Raw genomic sequence first — 22,145 nt, 5'->3', positions numbered from 1 at the left:
CGGACATTTGTGAAATGGGCGCCTAGTCTGAGCCGATGAAACCGATGCGGCTGTATCCGTTGACGCTCGCGCTCGGCATCACCGCCGCTTTCCTCTCGCCCGGTTCTGCACTCGCAGAACCGGGCGAGAGTCTTTCGACGGCTTGCGGCAGCCAGTTGAGCAATGCCGAGGTGGGCCGGATTGCCGAACTCAGCGACGTCACGACCCTGAACGGTGCCGGACTGCCTCGGCTCGAGACCGCTGTCGAACGTCATCGTGAGATCACGTCGATCCTCGTCTCCCACCACGATTGGCGAGGCCTGTTCTCCGTCGGCCTCGACGCTGTCGAGCACGAGGCGGTGATGCCGCTGCAGCGAGACCCCGCGGCCTTCGACAATGACGAGTGGGCCCATTCGGTCAGCTACGAATTGCTGCGAAGGTACCTGGTGAACGTCCATGCGGAGTTCACCGGCACTCCCACAGATCCGGCGTGGAACAACTACTTCACCCTGACGCGTCAGTGCGACGCCAGTCCGGCACGAGTCGCCATGGCCGGCTACAACGCGCATCTCACCGTCGACCTCGCTCACGCCGTCGCCGCTTCCGGAACCACAGCAGAGGATGTCCCCGATTTTTACAAGATCGTCGATTCCATTGCCGTCAAAGGTGGTTCGATCGTGACGCTCACCAAGGCCGAGTACGACGCCGATCTCGGGCCCCTCTGGCGGTTCTACTTCGTCGGCGAAGGACTCGACCGATTGGCCGGAAACTCGCAGCCCTCGGAACTGTTGCTCCGCGCCGCCGACAGCGGATACAACACCATCACGCTGGCCAACGGGTTCGCCCTCCAGAATCCGCAGACACGTCCCGGCGCAGAACAGGAGATCGACGCGCTCTGGCGTACTACAGATTCCGCTCTCGACGTACTCTCGCGACTCGGTGGTCTCTGACATCTCACCCTCCGCTGCCTGAACCGGACACACCTGCGACAATGACCCCATGACGGGGCACTCGACGGGGCAAGGCATGCAGAGTCCCGCCATGCGCCGGGTGCGAGACCTGTTGCGCGGGCCCGCAATTGTCTGCGATGGCCGGGCAACCATCCGCGAGGCCGCGAAGTTGATGACCGATGCGGGCCGCCGCGCTGTTGTGATCCCGACGGAGACAACCGGTTTCGGAATCTTCACCGAAGGTGACCTACGTGCTCGTGTGGTAGTCGGTGGTATCGACAGCAATCAGCCGGTATCAACGGTGATGACGCCGTCAGCAGTGACAGTCGATCCGGATCGATTGGGCGCCGACGCCGTGACCGACATGCTCGAGTACGGATTGCGCCATCTCCCGGTCGTGACCGAGGCAGGCGCACTGATGGGCGTGCTCGAACTCAGCGACCTCCTGACTTCGGCCACCAATCAGGGTTTCGAACTGCGCGCAGCGCTCGCCACAGCACAGGATGACGCCCACCTCGTCGAAACAGCCCGCGCGGTCCCTGTTCTGGTGACGGAATTGGTGGCGTCACGGGTCTCACCGCTCGACATCGGTGCGACGCTGGCGGTGCTGATCGACGTGACGGTCAGGCGCGCCATCGAATTGGTGGTGGACGGAGACGAGCGACCGGATTTCGCGTGGCTGTCGCTCGGCAGCGTCGCCAGACGTGAAGCGCTCCCCTCTTCGGATATCGACAGTGCGCTGGTGTGGGGCGGCGAATCTCATCACGAGGGAGCCGACGCCGCGAAGACGATCCACGACATCCTCGATCTCTGCGGGTTCCCTCGCGACACCAAGAACGCCGTCGCGACCCAGGCCAGGTTCGCTCGGACGCTCCCACAATGGCGCACTGCGCTGCGGAAATGGGTATCCAATCCGTACCAGGACCAGGCCCTGGTCATGTTGTCGATGCTGGCGGATGCCCGCGTCGTCGCGGGCGATCCGGCGTTGGATCCTCGCCCTGCGGCGTTGGATCAACTGCGACTGCACCCGGCCGTCATGCGACTGCTCCTTCGCGAAGCCGTCGGAGACAAGGCAAAGCTCCATTCGTTCAAGGACGTGATGACGCGTCGGACCGGAACCGTCGACCTCAAAGCCAGCGCCGTCCAACCGATCGTGAACATCGCTCGTTGGGCGGGGATTTCCGTGGGCGCCCGCACGAGTTCGACACTCGAACGCCTCAAGGCTGCAGCGGGAAGCGGTTTCCTACTCGACGACGACGCCCAGGTACTGATCGAATCTTTCGAGGTGTTGCAGCAGATTCGTGTCCGCCACCAGACCGATCAGTTCGCGGCAGGTCGGCCACCGACCGACGAAGTCGTGATCTCCGAACTCACTCCGCTCTCGCGGAGCTTGCTGAGCAATGCAGTGCGCGAGGTCGCAGGTGTGCAACGACGACTCGAATATGCCGCGTCCGCGTCGGCGCTACCCGACATCGACCCGTGAATCGCACTGCGCTCGAACAGGTTCTAGCGGCGGAGCGCCTCGAAGGCTGGGATCCGAGTAACGAGCAGATCGCGGAACTCGAGGCCGTCATGATCGGGATGCTCTCTCGGCGTGAGTATTTCGAGCAGGAATTAGCGCGAGCAGTCGGCCTCTCGTCTGCAATTCCCCCGCGAATCCGCTGGCGAAGATCAGCGCCGTACGTCTATCGCGGTACATCGGTGCTCGAGAACAATTTCGACGTGCGAGATCCCGCCGCACTGCAATCACTCGAGTTCGCGGCGACCGCGCTTCGTCTGGGTGAGGCGCATCTCGGCAGCGACCTCGTACCGCACACGCGAGACACAGCCGAACTTCTCCTACTTCACCAGCACGTTTTCCAAGATCTGTACCAGTGGGCCGGCCATATCAGAACCGTCGACATCAGGAAAGGTGCGGCAACGTTTGCTCCGGTCTCGGCGATTCGGAACTACCTGTCCGAGGTGGAAGAGATCATCGCCGCCGTCGATTGGGTAGCGCTCGATCACGGCGCTGCGTCGTTCGCGCTCGCATCGGTGTACTCGACGCTCAATCATGCCCACCCGTTTCGGGAAGGAAACGGGCGAACCGGAACCCTCTTCCTGCACCGACTCGCCGCCGACACCCGGTATCAGCTCGACTTGTCGCGGGTGAGCAGAACCGAGTGGGTATCCGCGTCGAGGGATTCTGCGCCTTTCCGGCCCACCGGAACCCCGTCACCTCGCCCGTTCACCGATCTGTTCAATCGCGCGCTGACTCGCTGACGCAGACATCTGCAACCGTTCCAGGCGGACTGAACACCTTTACTACTGAGTGAGCACCGCTTCCGACACTCTGGAAGCGGTGCTCACTTGAGGAAAAGGGTGCTCACTCGACCATCAACCGGGCAGCGCGAACTCCCCTGCGTCGGACCAGCGCTGACGCTCGGCCCCGAACGCGACGGACTGCATCGCGCGAAACTCCTCGATCGAGCGCGAGTTCGACGCGAGGAACTCCTGATGCTCGGCCAGCGAGAAGCTGCCGTCCTCGATCTCGACGCCCCCGCCGCGGCCGGCGGCGGTGTCCGCGCGCAGATCCATCAACTCTTCCGGCTCGACGGGGTACCAGGAGATCCGGTCGAAGAATCGCAGCAACCACGGAGTGCCCTCCTCGAACGGCCCGGACTTCGCGGGGTGGCGGTGATTCCACACCTGCGTCGTACGTCCGACGAACTGGTACCCGCCTGGGCCTTCCATGCCGTAGATGCAGAGGTACGCCCCACCGATCCCGACGGCGTTTTCGGGGGTCCAGGTGCGGGCGGGGTTGTACTTGGTCGTGACCAGACGATGACGCGGATCGAGCGGCGTCGCGACCGGCGCTCCGAGGTAGACGTCACCGAGTCCGAGCACCATGTATTCGGCGCCGAAGACGGTGTCGAACACGTCGTTCACGGATTCGAGACCGTTCATCCGGCGGATGAACTCGATGTTCCACGGGCACCACGGCGCGTCGGCGCGAACCCCGTGCATGTACCGCTGGATCGCTTCGCGCGTAGCCGGGTCGTCCCACGACAGTGGCATCCGCACAGTGCGACTGGGCACAACGAGTTCGTTGGCCGCCGGCAAGGTGTCCTCCGCCTCGGCGAGCATTCCCATCAGCTTGCCGACGGGCAGCACGTCCGGGTCGACGCGGACCTGCAGGCTGCGGATTCCCGGGGTGAGATCGAGTAGTCCGGCCGGCTTCTCGGCGTCGAGTCGCTGATGCAGTGCATGAGCACGCGCACGTAACGCCAGGTCGAGATTCATGTCGCCGTATTCGACCAACACGTTGTCATCGCCTGAGCGCCGGTACGTGACCGCGGTGTCGCCGTCACGGCGGGCTATGACGCCGTCGTCGCCGTCACCACCGGAGGAATGAACAACCGAATTGGACGCTCGACGCGATACTCCGAGGTCACGCCGGGAGGCTGCCCGTTCGGCGCGGACCGGCACGAAGCGAATCTTGTTCCCGGGAGCCAACTGTCCGAGCTTCCAGCGATCAGCGGACACCACCGTGATCGGGCAGACGAAGCCGCCGAGGCTCGGTCCGTCGGGTCCGAGGAGGATGGGCGTGTCGCCGGTGAAGTCGAGTGCACCGATCGAATACGCGTTGTCGTGGATGTTCGAAGGGTGAAGTCCGGCTTCGCCGCCGGTGGTTCTGGCCCAGTCTGGTTTCGGACCTATCAACCGGACACCGGTGCGGTCGGAGTTGAAGTGGACCTCGTACTCGGTCGCGTACAGCGTGTCGATGTCGGAGCGGGTGAAGAACTCCGGCGCCCCGTGCGGGCCCTCGGTCACCGCAAGTTCCCAGCACGTGTGTATCGCCGGAACATGCTCGGCGGGAACAGCTCCCGCGACCCCGGTCGCCTGTCCGAGTTTGAGAACGTCTCCTGCCCGCAGAGTCCTACCTTCGTGTCCCCCGAACCTGCCCAGGGTGAAGGTCGACGCACTGCCGAGATAGTCGTCGGTCTCGATTCCGCCCTGTACGAGTACGTAGATGCGCAGTCCCGGGCCGCTGACCGTTCCGACGTCGAGCACCGATCCAGCGGGGACGAAAACTGGTCGCCACTGACCGTGTACGACGCCGTCGACGGTCACCGACACCGGGGCACCTGTGATGCAGACCGTGGTGTCTTCGTCGAACGTCATGGCAGGTCCGGCCATCGCGCATTCGATGCCGGGGGCGCCTTCGGGGTTTCCGAGTGCGGTGTTTCCCAACCGAAACGACAGGTCGTCCATCGGGCCCGATGGTGGGACTCCGATCTGCCAGTATCCGACGCGTCCTGGATAGTCCTGAACCGTCGTCAGCATTCCGGGACGCACGATGGTCAGTTTTGCGTTCATTCGTCTGCTCCCGGCCGTGTGACGATCATGCGGACGGCCGTGGGATCGAAGCCGTTGCACGGGTTGTTGATCTGCGGGCAGTTGGACACGAGGACGAGCACGTCACGTTCGGCACGCAACGCGAGCCGCTTGCCTGGTGCCGACAGTCCGTCGACGATTCCGAGTGTGCCGTCGGGGTCGACCGGGACGTTCATGAAGAAGTTGATGTTGGACACCAGGTCCCGCTTACCGAGCCCCCATTTTGCGCCCTCGACGAGGAAGTTCTCGACGCACGCGTGCTGATGCTTGGTGTGGTGGCCGTATCGCAGGGTGTTCGATTCCTGTGAGCACGCGCCGCCGACGGTGTCGTGGTTTCCGACCTCGTCTGCGACCAGGGTCATGAGTGGAGTTCCGTCGTCACTGCGGAGCACGGAGCCTGTGGACAGAAACAGGTTCTTCTGGGCTGTGACCGTCGCTGCTGCCGAGTACCGAACGCTGTGATCGTCACCGGCGTAGACGAGGGTGTCGACGGCTTGATTTCCGTGTAGATCGACGATGGTCAGAACGTCACCGGCACGGACAACTGCGGACCACGGCCCGAATGCGTCAGCAATCTCGTCGAGGATCACCGTTCCGGGAACGAGGGCGGGGACATCCAAGGTGGTGGTCATGCGATCTCCTCCAAGTTCGAAGCCGTCCAGGCATCTTCGGTATTGAGCACTGCGCGTTGGTATTCCGGCCCGAGATCGTCAAGGCTGCCGAGTTCGTCGGCGGCCTTCCACGCGAGCACTTCGAGGGACGTGGTGGGAAACTGCGGCGCCGGATCGAGTGGGTGCGCGGTGTTGGCGATCATCACGATGACCGGCAGGTGGATCAGAAGATCGACCGTCGCGCCTGAGCCGGCGGACCCCGTACTGGTGAGAGCGCCGTCCGCCTCGACGCGGACACCATGGAAGAAGGACAACGGAGGCGCGATGTCCTGCGGCCCGAGCCCGTTCTTCGCGGCAGCGACGGTGAACAGTTCACGACCGGCGGGTGAGGCACTGTGCAGCGAACCCTGCCCGTACTTCGCCTCGTTGGTGGCGCGTGACGTCGTTCCGCAGAACGCGTCGTGGTGACCCGACGTGTCTGCGACCACGGTCGCAAGTACTCGCCCCTGATCGGAGAGCAACGGGTGCCCGACGCCGAGATAGGCCTGCCATGGCACCTTGACGGTATCGGCGACGTTGAGACGCTCCCAGGGGGCGTCGGCGCGATAGAGCAAGATGTTTGCGCAGGCGCTGCCAGCGATGTCGCGAAGTCGCAATCGGGTTCCACGTGCGAGAACCTTGGTCGTGTACCGCCCACCCGGCACGGTCTCAGCCCAGGTCAGACGTTCGGGAGCGACGTCTTCGGGTGGGTTCGGCCAACGCGTTGCCGGCAATACGGGCATGGAATCGGTGATCGTTCCAGCTTGAGACCGGGCATGCTCGCGCGCTCCGGCGGTGGTCTGAGTACTCATGGTCAGGCTCCGATCGTGACGGGATTCGGGGTGGCGCGGCCACGTGGGAAGCAAGCGACTCCCAGCCCCACGACCAGCGCTACCGTGATGGGCGCGGCCCACTGCAGAATGGGGTACTCCCCGGTGGGGTTGAAGATCTCGGCTCGTGGCCAGGACAGGTTGATCACCATCAGCGCGCCGTACACAACCGCGGCGATGTTGACCGGAACTCCCCAGATGCCCAGGGAGAAAAGCTTTTTGCCTTCGGCGTCGAACTTGGGGCCGACTGCCGTGCGAGGCCATCCCTTGAGACGCTGAACCAGCAGCGGCACGGTCACCATGAGGTAGGCCAAGTAGATCAAGATGATGCATACGCTGGACAGGGTTGCAAAAATTGCCGAGTTGCCCACGTTGACGGCCAGGACGGCAATGCAGACCAGACCGATGAGGACGGACGGCGCGATAGGTGTTCCGGTGCGGGGGTTGACCTTTGCCAGTACCTGCGAGGCAGGAAGCCGCCCGTCGCGGGCCATCGAGAACATCAGCCGTGAAGCAGCAGTCTGAATGGCCAAGGTGCACACGAACACTGCGATCGAGACGTCGATCAACAAGACCGTGCCCCACGGGGAACTGAGAATCGATGTCAGTACGTACGGCAAACCTTCCGTGGCCAGGCGTCCGTCGGTGAGTGAGGGCGCTGCCATCAACGCGCCGAGGATCATCAAGCCGCCGCCGAGCGCAGAAGCGGACAGTGCAAGCCGGATCGTACGAGGTGCGACGCGTCGGGGGTTGCGGGTCTCCTCGGCCAGTTCGCCTGCCGAACCGAAGCCGACCATGACGTAAGCAGCCATCAGTCCGGACATGATCCACGCCCAGGCGTATCCGGGCTGACCGCCGGCACTGCCGGTGTCGAAGACGACGTCCGGTCCGCGCTGAGCGTGGGTGAAGAACATCCCAATCACTGCGATGACACCGACGATTTCGCAGGTCACGCCGATGTTGTTGATACGCGACATCCAATTGACGCCGATGCAGTTGATGAAGGTGGTCAGAACCAGAAGTACCGAACCGAGCAGTACGGCATTGGCAGCACCGCTCGAGGAGGTGAGTGCACTGTCCTCGCCGATGATCTGGAACCCGCTCCACACATTGGGGAGCACGACCTGCAAGGCGATCGCGGCGGCGGACGCGGTGACGATCTGAGCGAGAATCATGAACCAACCGGCGAACCAGCCGACGATTTCACCACCCATCCGCCGCGACCACTGGTAGATGGCGCCCGAAATCGGATATCTGGCAGCAAGTTCCGCGAAGTTGAGAGCAACCATGAACTGACCGATGAAGACGACGGGCCAGGTCCAGAAGAACGCCGGACCCGCGAAACCGAAACCGAGGCCGAACAATTGGAAGATCGTGGTCAGGATGGAGACGAAGGAGAAGCCCGCGGCGAAAGACGCGAACTTTCCCAGCGATCGATGCAGCTGCTGCTCGTAGCCGAACTCCGCGAGGTCACCGTCGTCGTGAGGCGAAGAGGCGAGTGCGGATGCGGTGGTGGGCTGCGCAGCCGGGGTGGTTGCACTCAACGGCGTACTCCTTCGGCGAAGCGATTCAGAGGCGAATAACTGTCGATTGATAGTTTTCGCGAAATCCACTCGCCGCAGGTGACGCCCGCGTATACGATTCGCCTGATTCTGTAACAGGCTCGTTGAGTACGTTTCGAGCACGTGACCGAATGCTCACAGCGGCGGCCATCCCGCACGTAAGGCCGCAGCCTGCCACTATGGAAGGCGTGACCAACGCCGGCCCCGGAAGACCCCGCCTGACCGCTCGCCGACGCCCGGGTGGCACTGCCCGGGCGGAGATCTTGGATGCAGCCGCTGAACTGTTCACCACCCGAGGCTTCGCCGCGACGTCCACACGCCACATCGCCGAAGCAGTCGGAATGCGTCAGGCGTCGCTGTACAACCATTTCGCCACCAAGGACGACATTCTGGTTGCACTGCTCGCCGACACCGTGACGCCGGCGCTCGACTTCGCGGAGAATCTCAGGCCACTCGACACCGCACCCGAGGTGAAGCTTTACGCACTTTCGTACATCGACGCGGCACAACTGATCACCGGACGGTGGAACCTCGGCGTCCTTTATCTCTTACCGGAACTGAGAAGTGACAGGTTCATGTCGTTCCGAGCCGATCGCGATCGGCTTCGCGAGCAATACCGGGCACTCGCCCAGGATGTGCTCGACGCGATTGACGATCCATCATCAACGCACCTGGCCGAGCTTCCGTTTCGCCTGGTAGAAAGTGTGATCAGCGCGCGAGCCGACGCGCTCGAAGGCACCCCGATTCCCGACGCAGCTGTCATCGCCGGGTCGGCGCTGCACATTCTTGGGTGGCGCCAGGATCTTGACCCCATCCATACGGAAGCGGCAACGCTCATTGCGAACGCAGAAACGCCGAAATTGTCCGGGGCTGCATCAGCTCCGGACAATTTCGACGCATTGAGGACCTAAACGGCCACGTGACTAGACCGAGAGGGACTGTCCCGGGAAGATCAGGTTGATGTTCGGAACCTGGCTGGCGAGGTTCTCGAGCGAGATGCCGTGTGCAGCAGCGATCTTCGACAGGGTGTCGCCTGCCTTGACCACGTAGTTGCCGCTTCCGGTGCTTGCTGCCGGAGCCGACTCGACGGAAGCCTCAGCGGTGACGGGGGCGGCTGCGGCCTCGTAGTTGCCTGCGGTGGTGCCGGTGGTCAGGTACTGACCGCAGACGGGCCATGCGCCGACGCCCTGGCCTGCGAGAACGTTCTCGGCGACACGGATCTGCTCGGCCTGGCTGGCGTTGGCAGCGTTGCCCGATCCACCGAATGCGTTCCAGGTGCTCTGCGTGAACTGCAGACCACCGTAGAAGCCGTTTCCGGTGTTGGCGGCCCAGTTACCGGAGGACTCGCAGTTTGCGACTCCGGACCAGTCGTGGCCGGCTGCCGAAGCGGTGCCGGTGCTCATGGCGAGCGGGATCGCGACGACTGCGCCTGCGGTTGCAACTGCGCCGAGGGCGCGCTTGAAGGTGATGCTGGTCATTGGGTAAATCCTCTCCGCTACCGCGGACGAGGTCGGCCCGGACGCTTTCACGTCTAGTCGATCGACTCGTCTGTTTCACTCCTGCCCCGCGAAGGTTTCGGGAGTACCGGACCCGCGGGGCAGAAGCACGCAGTTGCGGGTCGGTGTTTGCCCGGTAGTTTCGGGCTGTCAACGACCGTAGGTGATGGTCACGGATTGGTCACGGGGCAAGTTTCCGGCACTGCCGTACCAGATTCAGTCGAGTTTCAAGAAATAACCACAGGTCAACTAGTTGATTCGAGGTTCAACCATACCGATCGTTATCCGTCCGTTATGTGTCAACCGTCACTGCGATTTTGTGACCCACCGCACCGAAAAAGGGCCGTGTCGGACCACGAAGGAGCCCCCTTCGGATGTTAAGAGATTCCTGGCAACGGGCAAAAACCAACCGCCCCAATCGTTATGGAGAATCAACTGGTGATCATCGCAGTAGAAGGACCCAGCGCCGCCGGCAAGACCACTTGGTGCCGAGCCCAGATGACGAATGAATCGGTCGTCGAGGAATTCGTGGCCGAATATCAGCCCACCGGGTTCGAACCGGATGGAACCAACCTCGAAGTGCAGGCAAGTTACTGGACAACGGTCAATTCGAAGCGATGGTCGCAAGCGGAAGATCTCGAAGCGAGAACCGGTATCGCGCTCTGCGACAGCGACCCGCTGAAACTGCACTACAGCTGGTGTCTCGCTGCGGTGGGCGCAGCACCTCGGGAGCGATTCGAGTACGAGCTCGCGGCAGTCGAGACAGCTTTCGAGCACCTCGAACTGGGTTTCGCGGATCTGACCGTCATCTCGATACCGTCACCGGGGCAGCTTCTACTTCAGCGCGAAGGAGACCCCAGCCGCCGACGACGGCATTTCGAGCTTCACGCGGCGCTCGCCGAGCCCCTCACCCACTGGTACTCGGCGGTGAACAGGGTAGATCCAGGTCGCGTTGTGTGGCGCTTTCCGACACAGCTCGATCTTTCGCGCTGTCCCCCGCCTCGATCGGATCGCAGCGATCCGGGCCTCCTTCGCGCGATGATCAACGAGCTGCCGCCTCTCCCCAGGTAGGGAGTGGCTGCTCGATCTCAGCGCGCTCGTTCGACCCTGGCCTCGTCCCACACCGGCGACTCGCTCTCGTACACGTTCCCATCCGATCCGAAGACGAGGAACCTGTCGAACCCGCGCGCGAACCAGCGATCGTGCGTGACCGAGATGACCGTGCCGGCAAACTGAGCAATGCCCTGCTCGAGCGCGTCAGCCGAATGAAGGTCAAGGTTGTCGGTCGGTTCGTCGAGCAACAACATCGTGGCGCCGGAGAGCTCGAGGAGCAGGATCTGCAATCGTGCCTGCTGACCGCCGGACAGGTCGTCGTACTTCTGTTCCGCAGCTTGGGACAATCCGTAACGGTCCAGCGCGCGGCTCGCCGCTTCGCGTCCCATTCCGCTGCGGTGTTCGTCGCCCATGTGCAGGATCTCGAGCAGCGTGTTTCCGGTCAGATCGGGCCTGGAGTGTGTCTGCGCAAACAATCCGGGACGTACCCGGGCACCCAGCGTCGCAGTACCCCCGTGCTCGACCGGCGCGATGTCGAGCGCCTCGACGGGCAGATGCTCGCTCCCCGGATCGGTCCCCCCACCCGCCAAGAGCCGAAGGAAATGCGACTTTCCGGATCCATTGGAGCCCAGCACGGCAACCCGATCTCCGTACCAGATCTCGGTGTCGAAAGGCTTCATCAATCCGGTCAGCTCGAGATCTTGACATACCAACGCGCGCTTGGCGGTTCGCCCGCCCGCCAGCCGAACCGTCACCTTCTGCTGAAGTGGAATCGCTTCGGGTGGCCCTGCCTCCTCGAACTTCGCCAACCTGGTTTGCGAGGCGTGATACCGCGCAGCGACGCCGTCGTTGAACTTGGCCTTTTCACGCAATCGCAGAACCAGGGCACGTAATTTCGCGTGCTCCTCGTCCCAGCGTCGGCGCAGTTCTTCGAATCGAGCGTTGCGATCCTCGCGGGCTTGGTGGTAGCTGGCCAGCCCAGCGCCGTGCGTCCACGACGTTGCGCCGCTGATTCCGGGCTCGAGCGTCACGATGTGGGTGGCCGCGTTGGCGATCAGTTCGCGGTCGTGGCTGACGAACAAAACCACTTTCGACGATTCCGAGATCGTCTTTTCCAGCCATCGCTTGCCCGGAACATCGAGGTAGTTGTCCGGCTCGTCCAGTAGGAGTGCGTCGTCGGGCCCAGCGAACAGTGCTTCGAGAACCAACCGTTTCTGCTCGCCACCACTGAGGGAGTTGGCCGCGCGCCACTTCGCACGGTCATAGGGAACACCGAGAGCCGCGGTAGTGACCTTGTCCCAGAAGTCTTCGGTCTCGTAGCCGCCCACGTCGGCCCAATCGGCCAGCGCATGCGAATACTTCATTTGAGTTGATTCCTCGTCGCGCTCGATCATCGCGTTTTCTGCCGTATCGAGCGCCAGTGCTGCGTCCCGGATCCGTGCCGGCGAGACGGACAACAGAAGATCGCGCACGGTGGACTCGTCGCGAACCTGGCCGACGAATTGCCGCATCACGCCCAGTGTTCCGGATCGAGTGACAGCGCCCTCGTCGGCGACGACGTCTCCGGCGACAATGCGGAGCAACGTCGTCTTACCAGTCCCGTTGGGGCCTATCAGTGCAGTTTTTGCACCGTTGCCGACCCGAAAGCTGACACCGCTGAGCAGTTGCCGACCATCAGGGAGAAAGTAGTCGACGTCGGCGATGTTGAGGTGGGTCACGCTGTCAAGAGAACCCTACCCACGGCGATCTGCCAAACCATTATTCCTGCCTTCGGTCTCGAGCTCACTACCGTCGCGGGATCGTCCGACCGCATCGAGCGCCGCCAGATATCCGAAAACCATTGCGGGACCGATAGTTGCACCTGGACCGGCATAGGTATGACCCATCACCGGTGAGCTGGTGTTACCTGCTGCATAGAGCCCGTCGATGACCGAACCGTCGGCGCGCAACGCTCGCGCGCGAGCGTCCGTGTTGATGCCGCCTTTGGTCCCCAGGTCTCCAGGCACCATCTTCGCGGCATAGAACGGACCCTTCGTGAGTTCTCCGAGGCTGGAGTTGGGCCTGTTGGTGCAGTCGCCGTAGTAGTGGTCGTATCTGCTTGTCCCACGGCCGAAGTCGCGATCGACTCCGTCGCGCGCGTGACTGTTGAATCGTGTGATGGTCGCGGACAGCGCATCGCCCGGCACTCCGATCTCGGCAGCGAGTTCGGCAATCGATCCAGCTCGCACGATCGCACCCGATTCGATCCACGACCGAGGTATCGGCCTGCGCGCCGGAACCCCCGCGAACAGGTAACGGTCACGGTACGTCTGATCGAAGATCAGCCAAGCCGGGATGTTCTCAGCGGGTCCTTCACCTCGGCCGTACTTTCCGCCGAACATGGCGTGTGCCGCTTCGACATAGGGAAGTGACTCGTTCATGAAGCGCTGACCGCTGGCGTTGACCATGAGGCTGCGAGGCAACGAGCGTTCCGCCAAGGCGAACCACGGGCCTTTGGGCAGTGGAATCGACGGGGCCCACCACGCGTCGTCCATGTACGAAATTGCGGCGTCGACGCGTAGAGCTGCACGGATGCCATCCCCGGTATTGGTCGGTGCCCCGAGAGTCCACTGCGCGCTACTCGGCCGTCGCTGGTACTCGCCTCGCATGTCGTCGTTGTTGTCGAACCCGCCACACGCGAGGATGACACCGCATCGAGCGTGCATGGTGGTCTGCACTCCCCCGGACTCGAGTCGCACACCCACGACACGATCACTGTCGGTCACCAAATCCACAAGCCTCGTCCCGAGCTCCACCGTCACTCCGGCGTCCCGAACTCCGAGCATCAGTTCGGCCATGAGCGCCGGCCCGAGCCCGATCAGCTTCTTCTTCCGAGCTCTTGCGGCCAGGGATCTCATTCCTACCCGAAGCATCCGCACCGGACCCCGCCAATGCCGGATCCCCGTGCTCAGCCAACGGTAATCAGATTGTTGGACAACCATGTTGAGCGGAACCTTCATGTACGGCGGATGAAGTGTCGCAAGATCGTCGCCCAGAGCTCGCGCGTCGAACGGGCGCGGCTCGCACGAGCGGCCGCTTGCACGTCCGCCAGGTGCCTCGGGAAAGTAGTCGGAGTAACCCTTCACCCATTCGAGCTCGAGTGCAGAGTGACGAATCAGGAAATCGAGGGCTTCCGGACCTCGATCGAGATACGTGTCGATTCGGTCGCTGTCTGCATCCTCTCCGACAATGCTCTTCAGATATGTTCGCGCAGAGTCGATATCATCTTTCGGTGCCTCGCGGCGAAGTATCGAGTTTCCCGGAATCCACACGCCGCCCCCGGACCGGGACGACGAACCGCCCCAGTATTCGGACTTCTCCACGAGTATCGTCGAGAGTCCGTTGCGGGCTGCGGTGATGGCTGCGGACATGCCGGCAGCCCCCGATCCGACAACAACGACATCCACTACGGGCGGCGCGGCGCCCTGAGAGTTCTCGTCCATCACTGGTCACGACCTTTCGTGTCATCTTCGTCCTGCGTGTGCCACCGGGATCCCCGAACTGCGTCGAGCGCCCCCTCGACGCACACGGGAAGTGATGCCCCGCGCTTGTGAGGGTTACGTATCCATTGCCGATAACCGAACTCCGCCGCTGCCAACATCAAATGAACGAGAAGTCCTGGGCGGCTGTCATTTTCCGGATCGAGGTACATCCGTTGTGCCACCAACTCGACCAACCGATCACGATGCTCGGGCGCGATCAGGGCGACTCGATCCATCAGGTGCGGCGCGGTGCGGAACGCTGCTCGCCACTGATCGATCTCCGAGGACTCGAAAGCATTGGAGCGTTCCAGGATTGCCCGCGAGATCGCAAGATCAGCCGACTCGGATGCCGGGCGATCCTCGAGCAGCGTCACGATTCCGGCGCCGCCCTGCCTGACCGGATCCAACAGCAGATCCTCCTTGTTACGAACGTGCCGGAAGTACGTACTCGCCGATACCCCCGCTGCCGCCGCAATCTGCTCGGTGGTCACATCCTCGAAACCGTCACGCGCGAACAGATCGAATGCCGCACGTTGAATGTCTGCTCGCACCTGCAACCGCTGTCTCTCCCGTAGTGACATCAGCAACGTCCTCCCGCCTCGGCCGAGATCCGGCCATTCTCGATAATGCGAGTCTCACCTATTGTGACAGTCACTGTCAATATCCAATTCTCTGTCAGATATCAGCAGACCCGGGCACATCGTTGACAGGGCATTCGATGCCACGACAAGCTTCGAAGATGAAGCGATGGGGACCGAATCGAGACGTTTCTCCAACAATTTGTCGATGCGGGGCTTCAAGGCGCGGTCACCGAAGCGTATTTCGGTGGTCCACTCTGGCGCATGACCCTGCTCGCCCGTTTCGACGACCGAGCCCTTGGCCCCGACGGCGCCGTCATCTATCGAAATCGAACAGTGCTTCTCGTTCGGACCAAGTGGGAAAGATCATCGAGCAAGAGGACTACTACGAGGACACCGCCAGAATCGGTGACTTCGACAGGCGGCTCCGCGAAATCGAAGCCGGACGAGCCTGTGGCACAGTCGTGGAATGACAGACGTCAGGATTGACCGCCACCGAAAGCTGTCGGCGTTCCTGTCTTCCCAGAACGATGTCGAACTGGCCCGACTGGTCGACACCGTTCAAATCTCGAGTGTCGGCGTAGGTGGCGCCGCAGGAGTGATCAGGGTCTATGACAACAGGCTCAACGGCGTTCCGGTATTCACCAAACGCATCCCACTGAGCGTGCGGGAAATCGCCGAGGTGGGCTCTACTTCCAACCATTTCGATCTGCCGACGTTCTGCCAGTACGGCATTGGTGGCCCAAGCTTCAACGCCTGGCGAGAACTGGCCGCGAACATCGTGGTCACCGATGCCGTTCTGGCCGGCGAAACACAGTCGTTCCCAATGCTTTACCACTGGCGGATACTTCCCGGACGTTCGCCCGTTGCGGCCGAACACGCCGACATCGATTCCGTTCACACCGCCGGCGCCAGCCGTGAAGTGCGGACCCGTCTCGAAGCGCTTGCCGCTGCGCCGTGCAGCCTCGTACTGTTCTGCGAGTACATCGAACACCCGATCTCGAATTGGCTGGAAGACAACCCGTCCGCCAAAGCTGCCGAAGTCGAGCGACAGTTTTCGGAGATCGTGGCATTCTTGCGCGATCGACAGTTGCTGCACATGGACGGACATTTCGGCAACATGCGCACCGACATGGAGCGGATCTATCTCACCGACTTCGGACTGGCCACATCCCCACACTTCGACCTGTCGACTGCCGAGCACGACTTCGTCCGGCGCCACGCCACTCATGACGCCGACTACGCCGCCATGCTTCTGGTCAACTGGCTGGTGACCGAGGTCTGCGGGGTACCGAGGCCGACGAGCGGCGGACCAGTCGCCCGCAACCAGTACGTACGACGATGCGCCACAGGTCATATTCCAGGTGATGTGACACCAGAGGTGGCCGCGATCGTGACACGGCACGCGCCCGTCGCTGCGAGGATGAACGACTTCTACTGGCGATTGTTCGACGGCGACTTCGATGCGCCCTACCCGCATGCCGCGCCAGTTCCGACTTCCGGTCGAGCACAGGGTTTTCCCTGAACTGCCGTATTCACATCTCAGGGTTCATGTCATCCTCGGGACCGATGTGCTGGTCAGTGCCGGTAGGGCACAGTTCTCCTCATGATTGAACTGAGGGGATTGACCAAGGTTTACGGACCGACGAAAGCGGTGGACGACTTGTCGTTCACGGTCAAGCCGGGCATCGTGACGGGCTTCCTGGGCCCGAACGGTGCAGGCAAGTCGACGACGATGCGGATGATCCTGGGTTTGGATCAGCCGACGTCGGGTGCGGCGTTGATCGAGGGCAAGCCGTACCGCGAGCTCAAGACGCCGTTGCGGACGGTGGGTGCGTTGCTGGATGCGAAGTGGGTGCACCCCAATCGCAGCGCGCGTGCACATCTGCAGTGGATGGCTGCTTCGAACGGGATCCCGAAGTCCCGCGTCGACGAGGTGCTCGGGTTGGTCGGATTGTCCGAGGTGGCGGGCAAGAAGGCCGGCGGGTTCTCGCTCGGTATGTCGCAGCGTCTGGGGTTGGCGGGTGCGCTGTTGGGGGATCCGAAGGTGTTGTTGTTCGACGAGCCGGTCAACGGTCTCGATCCGGAGGGCATCGTCTGGATTCGTAAGTTCATGCAGCGGTTGGCGGCCGAGGGCCGCACGGTGCTCGTGTCGAGTCACCTCCTGTCGGAGATGGCGCTCACGGCGGAGCAGTTGGTGGTGATCGGTCGGGGTCGGTTGATTTCGGATTCGACGGTCGCGGAGTTCGTGGATCGTTCGTCGGAGTCGACGGTGCGCGTGCGCAGCCCACAATTGGACGCTCTCCATGCCGCATTGACTGCCCAGGGACTGACTGTCCGCGAGGAACATTCAGGATCGGAGCCGGTGTTGGTGGTCGTGGATTCGACCACCGATGTGATCGGTGGTTTGGCTGGTTCGCAGGGAATCGTGTTGCACGAGTTGGCTTCTGTGCAGGGATCGCTCGAGGATGCGTTCATGAAGTTGACCGGGGACGATGTCCAGTACCACGCATCCGGTATCGATCCGGGCGCCGGAGCCCACCACGCAAACACACAGCACGCTATGGGAGGTGCACTGTAATGGCTGTTCTCAGTGCTGAACGTATCAAGATCACCACGACCAAGTCGCCGCTGTGGTGCACGATCACAATCATCGTCCTAGGGTTGGGCGTCGCCTGGATGATCGGGCGTTCGTCGAGTTCGAGCATTCAGGCGTACAACGACGAAGCCGCATCAGGAACTCCTGATTTCGAGAAATTCCTCCCCACGTTCAACGACGCGGGGCTAGGAGTATCCGGATTCGGCGTCATGGTCCTGATGATCATGGCGGCGCTCGCGATCACCAGCGAGTACCGCTTCGGCATCATCCGTACCACCTTCCAGGCCATCCCGAGTCGGGCTTCGGTTCTGATCGCCAAAGCCTGCCTGATCGGGGCTTTCGGCGCGGTGCTGTCCTTCGTTCTCATGCTCGGCGCGGTATTCATCACCAAAGCTGCGGCAGGCTCTGAAGGTTCCACCAATCTGGCACTGGACAACGCCGACGCCTGGCGCGCCGTTTACGGCGTACCGATCTTCGCGTTCCTCTGCGTTGCCCTTGCCATCGCCGTCGGAGCACTCCTTCGTCAGTCCGCAGGCGCCATTGCACTACTGCTGCTGTGGCCACTGCTCATCGAGAGCCTGTTCGGCATGTTCGGATCCTTCGGCAGAAACGTCACACCGTTCCTCCCGTTCGCCAACGCCGACCACTTCCTCTCTTCGGGTTCGAGCACCAATTTCCATTGGGGCCCTTGGGGAAGCTTGTTCTACTTCGCAGCGTTTGTGCTGGTGATATTCGGAATCAGCATCGCCGTCGTCAACAAGCGCGACGCCTGACCGAGTCGCAAACCGACCAAGACCAAAACTGGCCGCACCGGAGCCCTTCCGGTGCGGCCAGTTTCGCGTTGACAGAACCCGCAGCGCTTGTCGATCACGCCAAGGAACAGGGCACGCGCGGGTTCGCGTCACTCTGCCCCGCGGACGCGGCACCTCGAAATAAGACCTGGTCGAGTTCCTGGCAGACTGACCTTACGCGTCAGCGTTCCAGTTGCGCGGCAAGCTCTTTCATCCAATCGAGGAATGCCTGCGGGCCGTCGAACTGGACGCCGTCGACAGCAGCCACTTCCGGTGCGATGTCGTCGCCCTTGACCACCAACGCTTCTCCACCCGAGGCAAGGACAACGGCAAAGGCCGGTAGGTCACCCCGGTCGTCGCCCGCGTACGCGACGACGTCGACCCCTGCGGCCGCGATCGCGCGAAGGAGGCCTGTCCCCTTGTCCTCCTCAACGGGTGGACGCAATTCCTCGACCAACTTGCCGGGCTCACGCCGCAACCCGGTCCGGCTCGCGATTTCTGTCGTCGCTGCTTCCACCAGGCGCTGCGCGACCGCACGATCCGCGGCCCGACGCCAATGCACGGCCACCGCAAGGCCTTTGCTCTCGACATGGATGCCAGCAACTGCCGGAGAGTCGAACAAGCGTCGCAATTCGGCTTCTGCTTCGGCGACAGCATCACTGAACGCCGCGACGGCCGGAAGCACGTGGATTCCGTCGTCCGTCCAGGTCTCGACGCCGTAGGAACCCATGAGCACAACGGAATTCAAGCTGAGCCGCTCTCGCAAGAACGACACAGGCCGTCCCGAGAGCAAGCCGACAACACCGAGATGCTCGGCCAGGGTCGCAAGCACGTCTTCGGCGCCGGGCAGTAGCGCACTCGCCGACGGATCGTCGACGATGGGTGCAAGCACGCCGTCGAAATCCATCACCAGTCCACAGCGAGCTGGATCGGACGTGAGTCGGAGGATGACGTCCGAAGCGGTTCGCATGGTTCGAGTGTGCCAAATCGATCGCACTCGTAATACCAACACCGGAGCCGAATGTAATCTCTGCCACTTCGTCCAGGTTGTCCGGAACCGCTGAGTAGGTCGCGTCGTCTCCCTGTAAGGGCCCACAGTGGTCCGCTAAAGTTCTCACGACGCTTACCAACTGGGGGGTAATGATGAGCGAATTGACTGTCGCCACTGACGGCATCCGAAAGTACGGCTCGACGTCGACCGAAGCGGCAGGACGCATCGCGCAGGCCGCCGCCGTCGATCTGGGTGCAAACATCGCAGCAGTCGCACCGGCCGTGGGCCCCGTCGGGATCGAATTTCTCGAAGCATTCGCGCGCGCTCAGGCCACACACACCAAAGATGTTGCAGCACTCGCCACGTTCTACGCCGGCAACGCCGCGACGGCCGGTGCAGCCGCGCAGGCCTACGACACCACAGATCATGCAATCGCAACAGATCTGACCGCTGCGGCCGGATCGACGGGCGCGACCGCGTGAGCACCGAAGACGACTCGACAACCGTCATCGAATTCCTTCACGGTGGCGCTCCTGCCCCGGTACTGCCGAACAATGTGGTCGAATCGATGCTCGCCGGCATACCGGTACCGGCACTCCCCGGAATCGAAGATCTGTTCGCGCCCTTGATCGAACTCGGGAAGAGTCTCGGCACAGGCACTTTTGCGGGCATCGATCCCGTCGGCATCTTCGATCAGGCGTCCACTCTCATCGACCACGCCATGGGACTGTCCCGAAGCGCGGTCGCCGACGTGGGCCAGACCTGGAACAGCACCGGCAGTGACGCCGCGACCGAACTGTCGCGATCCGCCCAGAACAGCGGCGCAGAATTGAGCGAACGCGGAACCGCGATATCGAAAACTGCTGCCGCCGCCGCGGAATCGGTGCAGCGAGGCAACGCGAATCTCGCGGCAATCGCGCAGTCCTTCGCCACCACGGTTGCAGCTGCCGCGCCCATCGCGTGGACACCACCAGGACAGGCGATGTTGCTTGCCTCGGCAGCTGAACACATGCAGGCAGCCGTCGCGGCGGTGACTCGGACGCGTGGGGAGATGCTCGGGCACACCGCAGCCATGAACGCCCTTGCCGGACCGATCCCCGTGCCGACCCCACCGACCAGTGAGGCACTCTCCAACCTGGTCACTGCGGAGGCAATCAACAACGCCGCCCGTCAGATCGCCCAACCTCTTTCTGCCTCAACCGATGCCAGTGATGCACCGTACTCCACCCACCCGGACTCCACTCAGCCAGGCACAGAGGCTGTTCGAACTTCGGCTGCACGGGCCGGCGCCGGGCTTCCGACCGGCGTCGACAAGCTGTGGGGCGCAGGCAATCCGTCGACGTCACTCGCAGCCGGCGCGTCGCCGTCACCCAGTGCGACGGCAAGCTCTGGCGGAGCATGGGTGAGCGGAAGCGGTGGCACTACCGGCGGAATGGTGAGGGGTGCAGCGGGAGTTGCTGCAGTTCAACCGGTTCCGGTAGCAACGCCCGGCCTGGGTGCACCATCGTCGACAGTCGGCAGTAGCGGCATGTCGCCGGGCGGCATGCTGGGCGGTGGACCCCGCGGATCTCGGGACGACGAGTCGTCACGCACTACCCCGAGGTATCTCGTCACTGCCGGCGACGAGAATTCGATGGTCGACGATCTGCCGATGGTGTCGCCGCCCGTGCTCGGGGCTGACGATCCCGATCAGTACCTGTTCCGAGATCTCTGATCAAGACAAACCTCAGACGAAGCCCAACTCCCGCACCGCCGCACGCTCCTGCTCCAGTTCGCTGACGGACAGGTCGATCCGTTCGCGCGAGAAGTCGTCGATCGCGAGGTCGGGCACGATAGCGAACTCGCCATCGGCACAGGTCACAGGGAAGGACGAGATCAATCCTTCGGGCACCCCGTAGGAACCGTCCGAACAGACGGCCATGGATACCCAGTCATCCTCGGCGGTACCGATCACCCAGTCGCGGACGTGGTCGATCGACGCGCTGGCCGCACTCGCCGCAGAGGACGATCCACGCGCAGCGATGATGGCGGTGCCTCGCACCTGCACAGTCGGGATGAAATCGTTCTCCACCCAGTCGCGGTCGTCGATCACCGCGAGTGCAGGCTCACCTGCGACAGTCGCGTGGGACAGGTCCGGGTACTGCGTCGCCGAATGGTTTCCCCAGACGGACACCTTGCGCACCGACGACGCACGAACCCCGGTCTTCTTCACCACCTGCGCGATCGCTCGGTTGTGGTCGAGACGCGTCAGTGCACTGAACCGAGTATCGGGCACATCCGGTGCATTGTTCATCGCGATGAGCGCGTTGGTGTTGGCCGGATTTCCCACGACCAGCACCTTGACGTCCGAGGCTGCGTTGTTGTTGATCGCCTTCCCGTGGGCTGTGAATATCGCGCCGTTCGCACTCAGCAAGTCGGCACGCTCCATCCCCTTGCTCCGCGGACGTGCGCCGACCAGCATCCCGACGTTCGCGCCGGAGAAGGCGACATCGGGATCGTCGGTGATGTCGATGGAGCTCAGCAACGGAAATGCGCCGTCTTCGAGTTCCATCGCAACGCCTTCGGCAGCGGACACGGCGGCAGGAATCTCGAGCAGTCGAAGTTTGATCGGGACGTCAGCGCCGAGCATCTCCCCCGCAGCTATGCGGAAAAGCATTCCGTATGCGATCTGACCCGACGCTCCGGTTACCGTGACGGTTACGGGCGCAATACTCATTGCCGACTCCTCACCTGCCGTTTTCACGACTGTCCGTTCTACAACGCTGTAA

Annotated in this window: 20 protein-coding genes; 10 read left to right on the top strand and 10 right to left on the bottom strand. The window is 62.8% G+C overall.

Translation table 11 applies throughout. The features are described from left to right. Positions 1-44 precede the first annotated feature (44 nt). Genes GN300_RS24910 through GN300_RS24900 form a run of 3 tightly spaced genes read left to right on the top strand, consistent with a single transcriptional unit; the run spans position 45 to position 3,191 of the window. Positions 45-929 (top strand): DUF5995 family protein, encoded by an 885-nt coding sequence (locus GN300_RS24910; RefSeq protein WP_082845804.1) that lies wholly within the window; start codon positions 45-47, stop codon positions 927-929. Between the two features lie 49 nt (positions 930-978). Beyond that, positions 979-2,412 (top strand): putative nucleotidyltransferase substrate binding domain-containing protein, encoded by a 1,434-nt coding sequence (locus GN300_RS24905; protein ID WP_231915016.1) that lies wholly within the window; start codon positions 979-981, stop codon positions 2,410-2,412. Beyond that, entirely contained in the window at positions 2,409-3,191 is a 783-nt protein-coding gene (locus GN300_RS24900) for a Fic family protein (RefSeq protein ID WP_063316441.1), read from the top strand. The genes GN300_RS24905 and GN300_RS24900 overlap by 4 nt, the downstream gene beginning before the upstream one ends. A 114-nt stretch (positions 3,192-3,305) precedes the next feature. On the opposite strand, the gene GN300_RS24895 is transcribed toward GN300_RS24900, so the two are convergent. The 4 genes from GN300_RS24895 to GN300_RS24880 are packed head-to-tail and all read right to left on the bottom strand — an operon-like array spanning position 3,306 to position 8,330. Then, positions 3,306-5,288: a 5-oxoprolinase/urea amidolyase family protein gene (locus GN300_RS24895; RefSeq protein WP_058038740.1), complete on the bottom strand. Its 1,983-nt coding sequence runs from the start codon at positions 5,286-5,288 to the stop codon at positions 3,306-3,308. After that, positions 5,285-5,938, bottom strand: a complete 654-nt coding sequence (locus tag GN300_RS24890) for an urea amidolyase associated protein UAAP2 (RefSeq protein WP_007728099.1) — start codon at positions 5,936-5,938, stop codon at positions 5,285-5,287. Before GN300_RS24890 ends, GN300_RS24895 begins: the two co-directional genes overlap by 4 nt. Then, on the bottom strand, positions 5,935-6,768 hold the full coding sequence (locus tag GN300_RS24885; protein ID WP_047270362.1) for an urea amidolyase associated protein UAAP1: 834 nt from the start codon (positions 6,766-6,768) through the stop codon (positions 5,935-5,937). The genes GN300_RS24890 and GN300_RS24885 overlap by 4 nt, the downstream gene beginning before the upstream one ends. A gap of 2 nt (positions 6,769-6,770) precedes the next feature. Continuing rightward, complete coding sequence (locus tag GN300_RS24880; protein ID WP_042951823.1) at positions 6,771-8,330, bottom strand: amino acid permease; 1,560 nt, start codon at positions 8,328-8,330, stop codon at positions 6,771-6,773. A gap of 197 nt (positions 8,331-8,527) precedes the next feature. Here GN300_RS24880 and GN300_RS24875 point away from each other — a divergent pair, with 197 nt between their 5' ends. Next, entirely contained in the window at positions 8,528-9,259 is a 732-nt protein-coding gene (locus GN300_RS24875; RefSeq protein WP_003944898.1) for a TetR/AcrR family transcriptional regulator, read from the top strand. Positions 9,260-9,271: 12 nt separating this feature from the next. Here GN300_RS24875 and GN300_RS24870 read toward each other — a convergent pair whose 3' ends face one another. Beyond that, positions 9,272-9,826 (bottom strand): transglycosylase family protein, encoded by a 555-nt coding sequence (locus GN300_RS24870; RefSeq protein WP_003944949.1) that lies wholly within the window; start codon positions 9,824-9,826, stop codon positions 9,272-9,274. 441 nt (positions 9,827-10,267) lie between these two features. Between GN300_RS24870 and GN300_RS24865 the strand changes: the two genes are divergently transcribed. Then, positions 10,268-10,915, top strand: a complete 648-nt coding sequence (locus GN300_RS24865) for a hypothetical protein (RefSeq protein ID WP_058038739.1) — start codon at positions 10,268-10,270, stop codon at positions 10,913-10,915. A 17-nt stretch (positions 10,916-10,932) separates the two neighbouring features. Here the strand turns inward: GN300_RS24865 and GN300_RS24860 are convergent, their stop codons facing one another. From GN300_RS24860 to GN300_RS24850, 3 genes are read right to left on the bottom strand one after another with little or no spacing between them, the layout of a single operon-like run. Next, positions 10,933-12,615 (bottom strand): ATP-binding cassette domain-containing protein, encoded by a 1,683-nt coding sequence (locus GN300_RS24860; RefSeq protein WP_003944811.1) that lies wholly within the window; start codon positions 12,613-12,615, stop codon positions 10,933-10,935. A 15-nt stretch (positions 12,616-12,630) separates the two neighbouring features. After that, positions 12,631-14,379, bottom strand: coding sequence for a 3-oxosteroid 1-dehydrogenase (kstD, locus tag GN300_RS24855; protein ID WP_058038738.1), 1,749 nt, complete (start codon positions 14,377-14,379; stop codon positions 12,631-12,633). Next, positions 14,379-14,999, bottom strand: coding sequence for a TetR/AcrR family transcriptional regulator (locus GN300_RS24850; RefSeq protein WP_030536452.1), 621 nt, complete (start codon positions 14,997-14,999; stop codon positions 14,379-14,381). The genes kstD and GN300_RS24850 overlap by 1 nt, the downstream gene beginning before the upstream one ends. A gap of 466 nt (positions 15,000-15,465) precedes the next feature. Here GN300_RS24850 and GN300_RS24845 point away from each other — a divergent pair, with 466 nt between their 5' ends. From GN300_RS24845 to GN300_RS24835, 3 genes are all read left to right on the top strand, one after another. Then, positions 15,466-16,521: a serine/threonine protein phosphatase gene (locus GN300_RS24845; RefSeq protein ID WP_030536453.1), complete on the top strand. Its 1,056-nt coding sequence runs from the start codon at positions 15,466-15,468 to the stop codon at positions 16,519-16,521. Between the two features lie 81 nt (positions 16,522-16,602). Beyond that, positions 16,603-17,577, top strand: a complete 975-nt coding sequence (locus GN300_RS24840) for an ABC transporter ATP-binding protein (protein ID WP_042919882.1) — start codon at positions 16,603-16,605, stop codon at positions 17,575-17,577. Continuing rightward, a complete protein-coding gene (locus GN300_RS24835) occupies positions 17,577-18,368 on the top strand; it encodes an ABC transporter permease subunit (RefSeq protein WP_007732982.1) in 792 nt (263 codons plus the stop codon). The genes GN300_RS24840 and GN300_RS24835 overlap by 1 nt, the downstream gene beginning before the upstream one ends. A gap of 199 nt (positions 18,369-18,567) precedes the next feature. Here GN300_RS24835 and otsB read toward each other — a convergent pair whose 3' ends face one another. Next, the gene (otsB, locus tag GN300_RS24830) at positions 18,568-19,356 is read right to left on the bottom strand and encodes a trehalose-phosphatase (RefSeq protein ID WP_233405696.1); all 789 of its coding nucleotides are present in this window, start codon (positions 19,354-19,356) and stop codon (positions 18,568-18,570) included. Positions 19,357-19,529: 173 nt separating this feature from the next. Here otsB and GN300_RS24825 point away from each other — a divergent pair, with 173 nt between their 5' ends. Together GN300_RS24825 and GN300_RS24820 are read left to right on the top strand one after the other, a co-directional pair. Beyond that, entirely contained in the window at positions 19,530-19,859 is a 330-nt protein-coding gene (locus GN300_RS24825; protein ID WP_037130770.1) for a type VII secretion target, read from the top strand. Continuing rightward, the gene (locus GN300_RS24820; RefSeq protein ID WP_233405695.1) at positions 19,856-21,091 is read left to right on the top strand and encodes a hypothetical protein; all 1,236 of its coding nucleotides are present in this window, start codon (positions 19,856-19,858) and stop codon (positions 21,089-21,091) included. The genes GN300_RS24825 and GN300_RS24820 overlap by 4 nt, the downstream gene beginning before the upstream one ends. A gap of 12 nt (positions 21,092-21,103) precedes the next feature. Here GN300_RS24820 and GN300_RS24815 read toward each other — a convergent pair whose 3' ends face one another. Continuing rightward, on the bottom strand, positions 21,104-22,093 hold the full coding sequence (locus GN300_RS24815) for a malate dehydrogenase (protein ID WP_042452093.1): 990 nt from the start codon (positions 22,091-22,093) through the stop codon (positions 21,104-21,106). Positions 22,094-22,145: the final 52 nt, after the last annotated feature.

Origin of the sequence: Rhodococcus sp. Ni2 (assembly GCF_021352185.1) — a bacterium.
Taxonomy (GTDB): Bacteria; Actinomycetota; Actinomycetes; order Mycobacteriales; family Mycobacteriaceae; genus Rhodococcus_F; species Rhodococcus_F qingshengii.
Note: the sequence above shows the minus strand (reverse complement) of the source record. Positions and strands in the feature narration are given on the sequence as shown.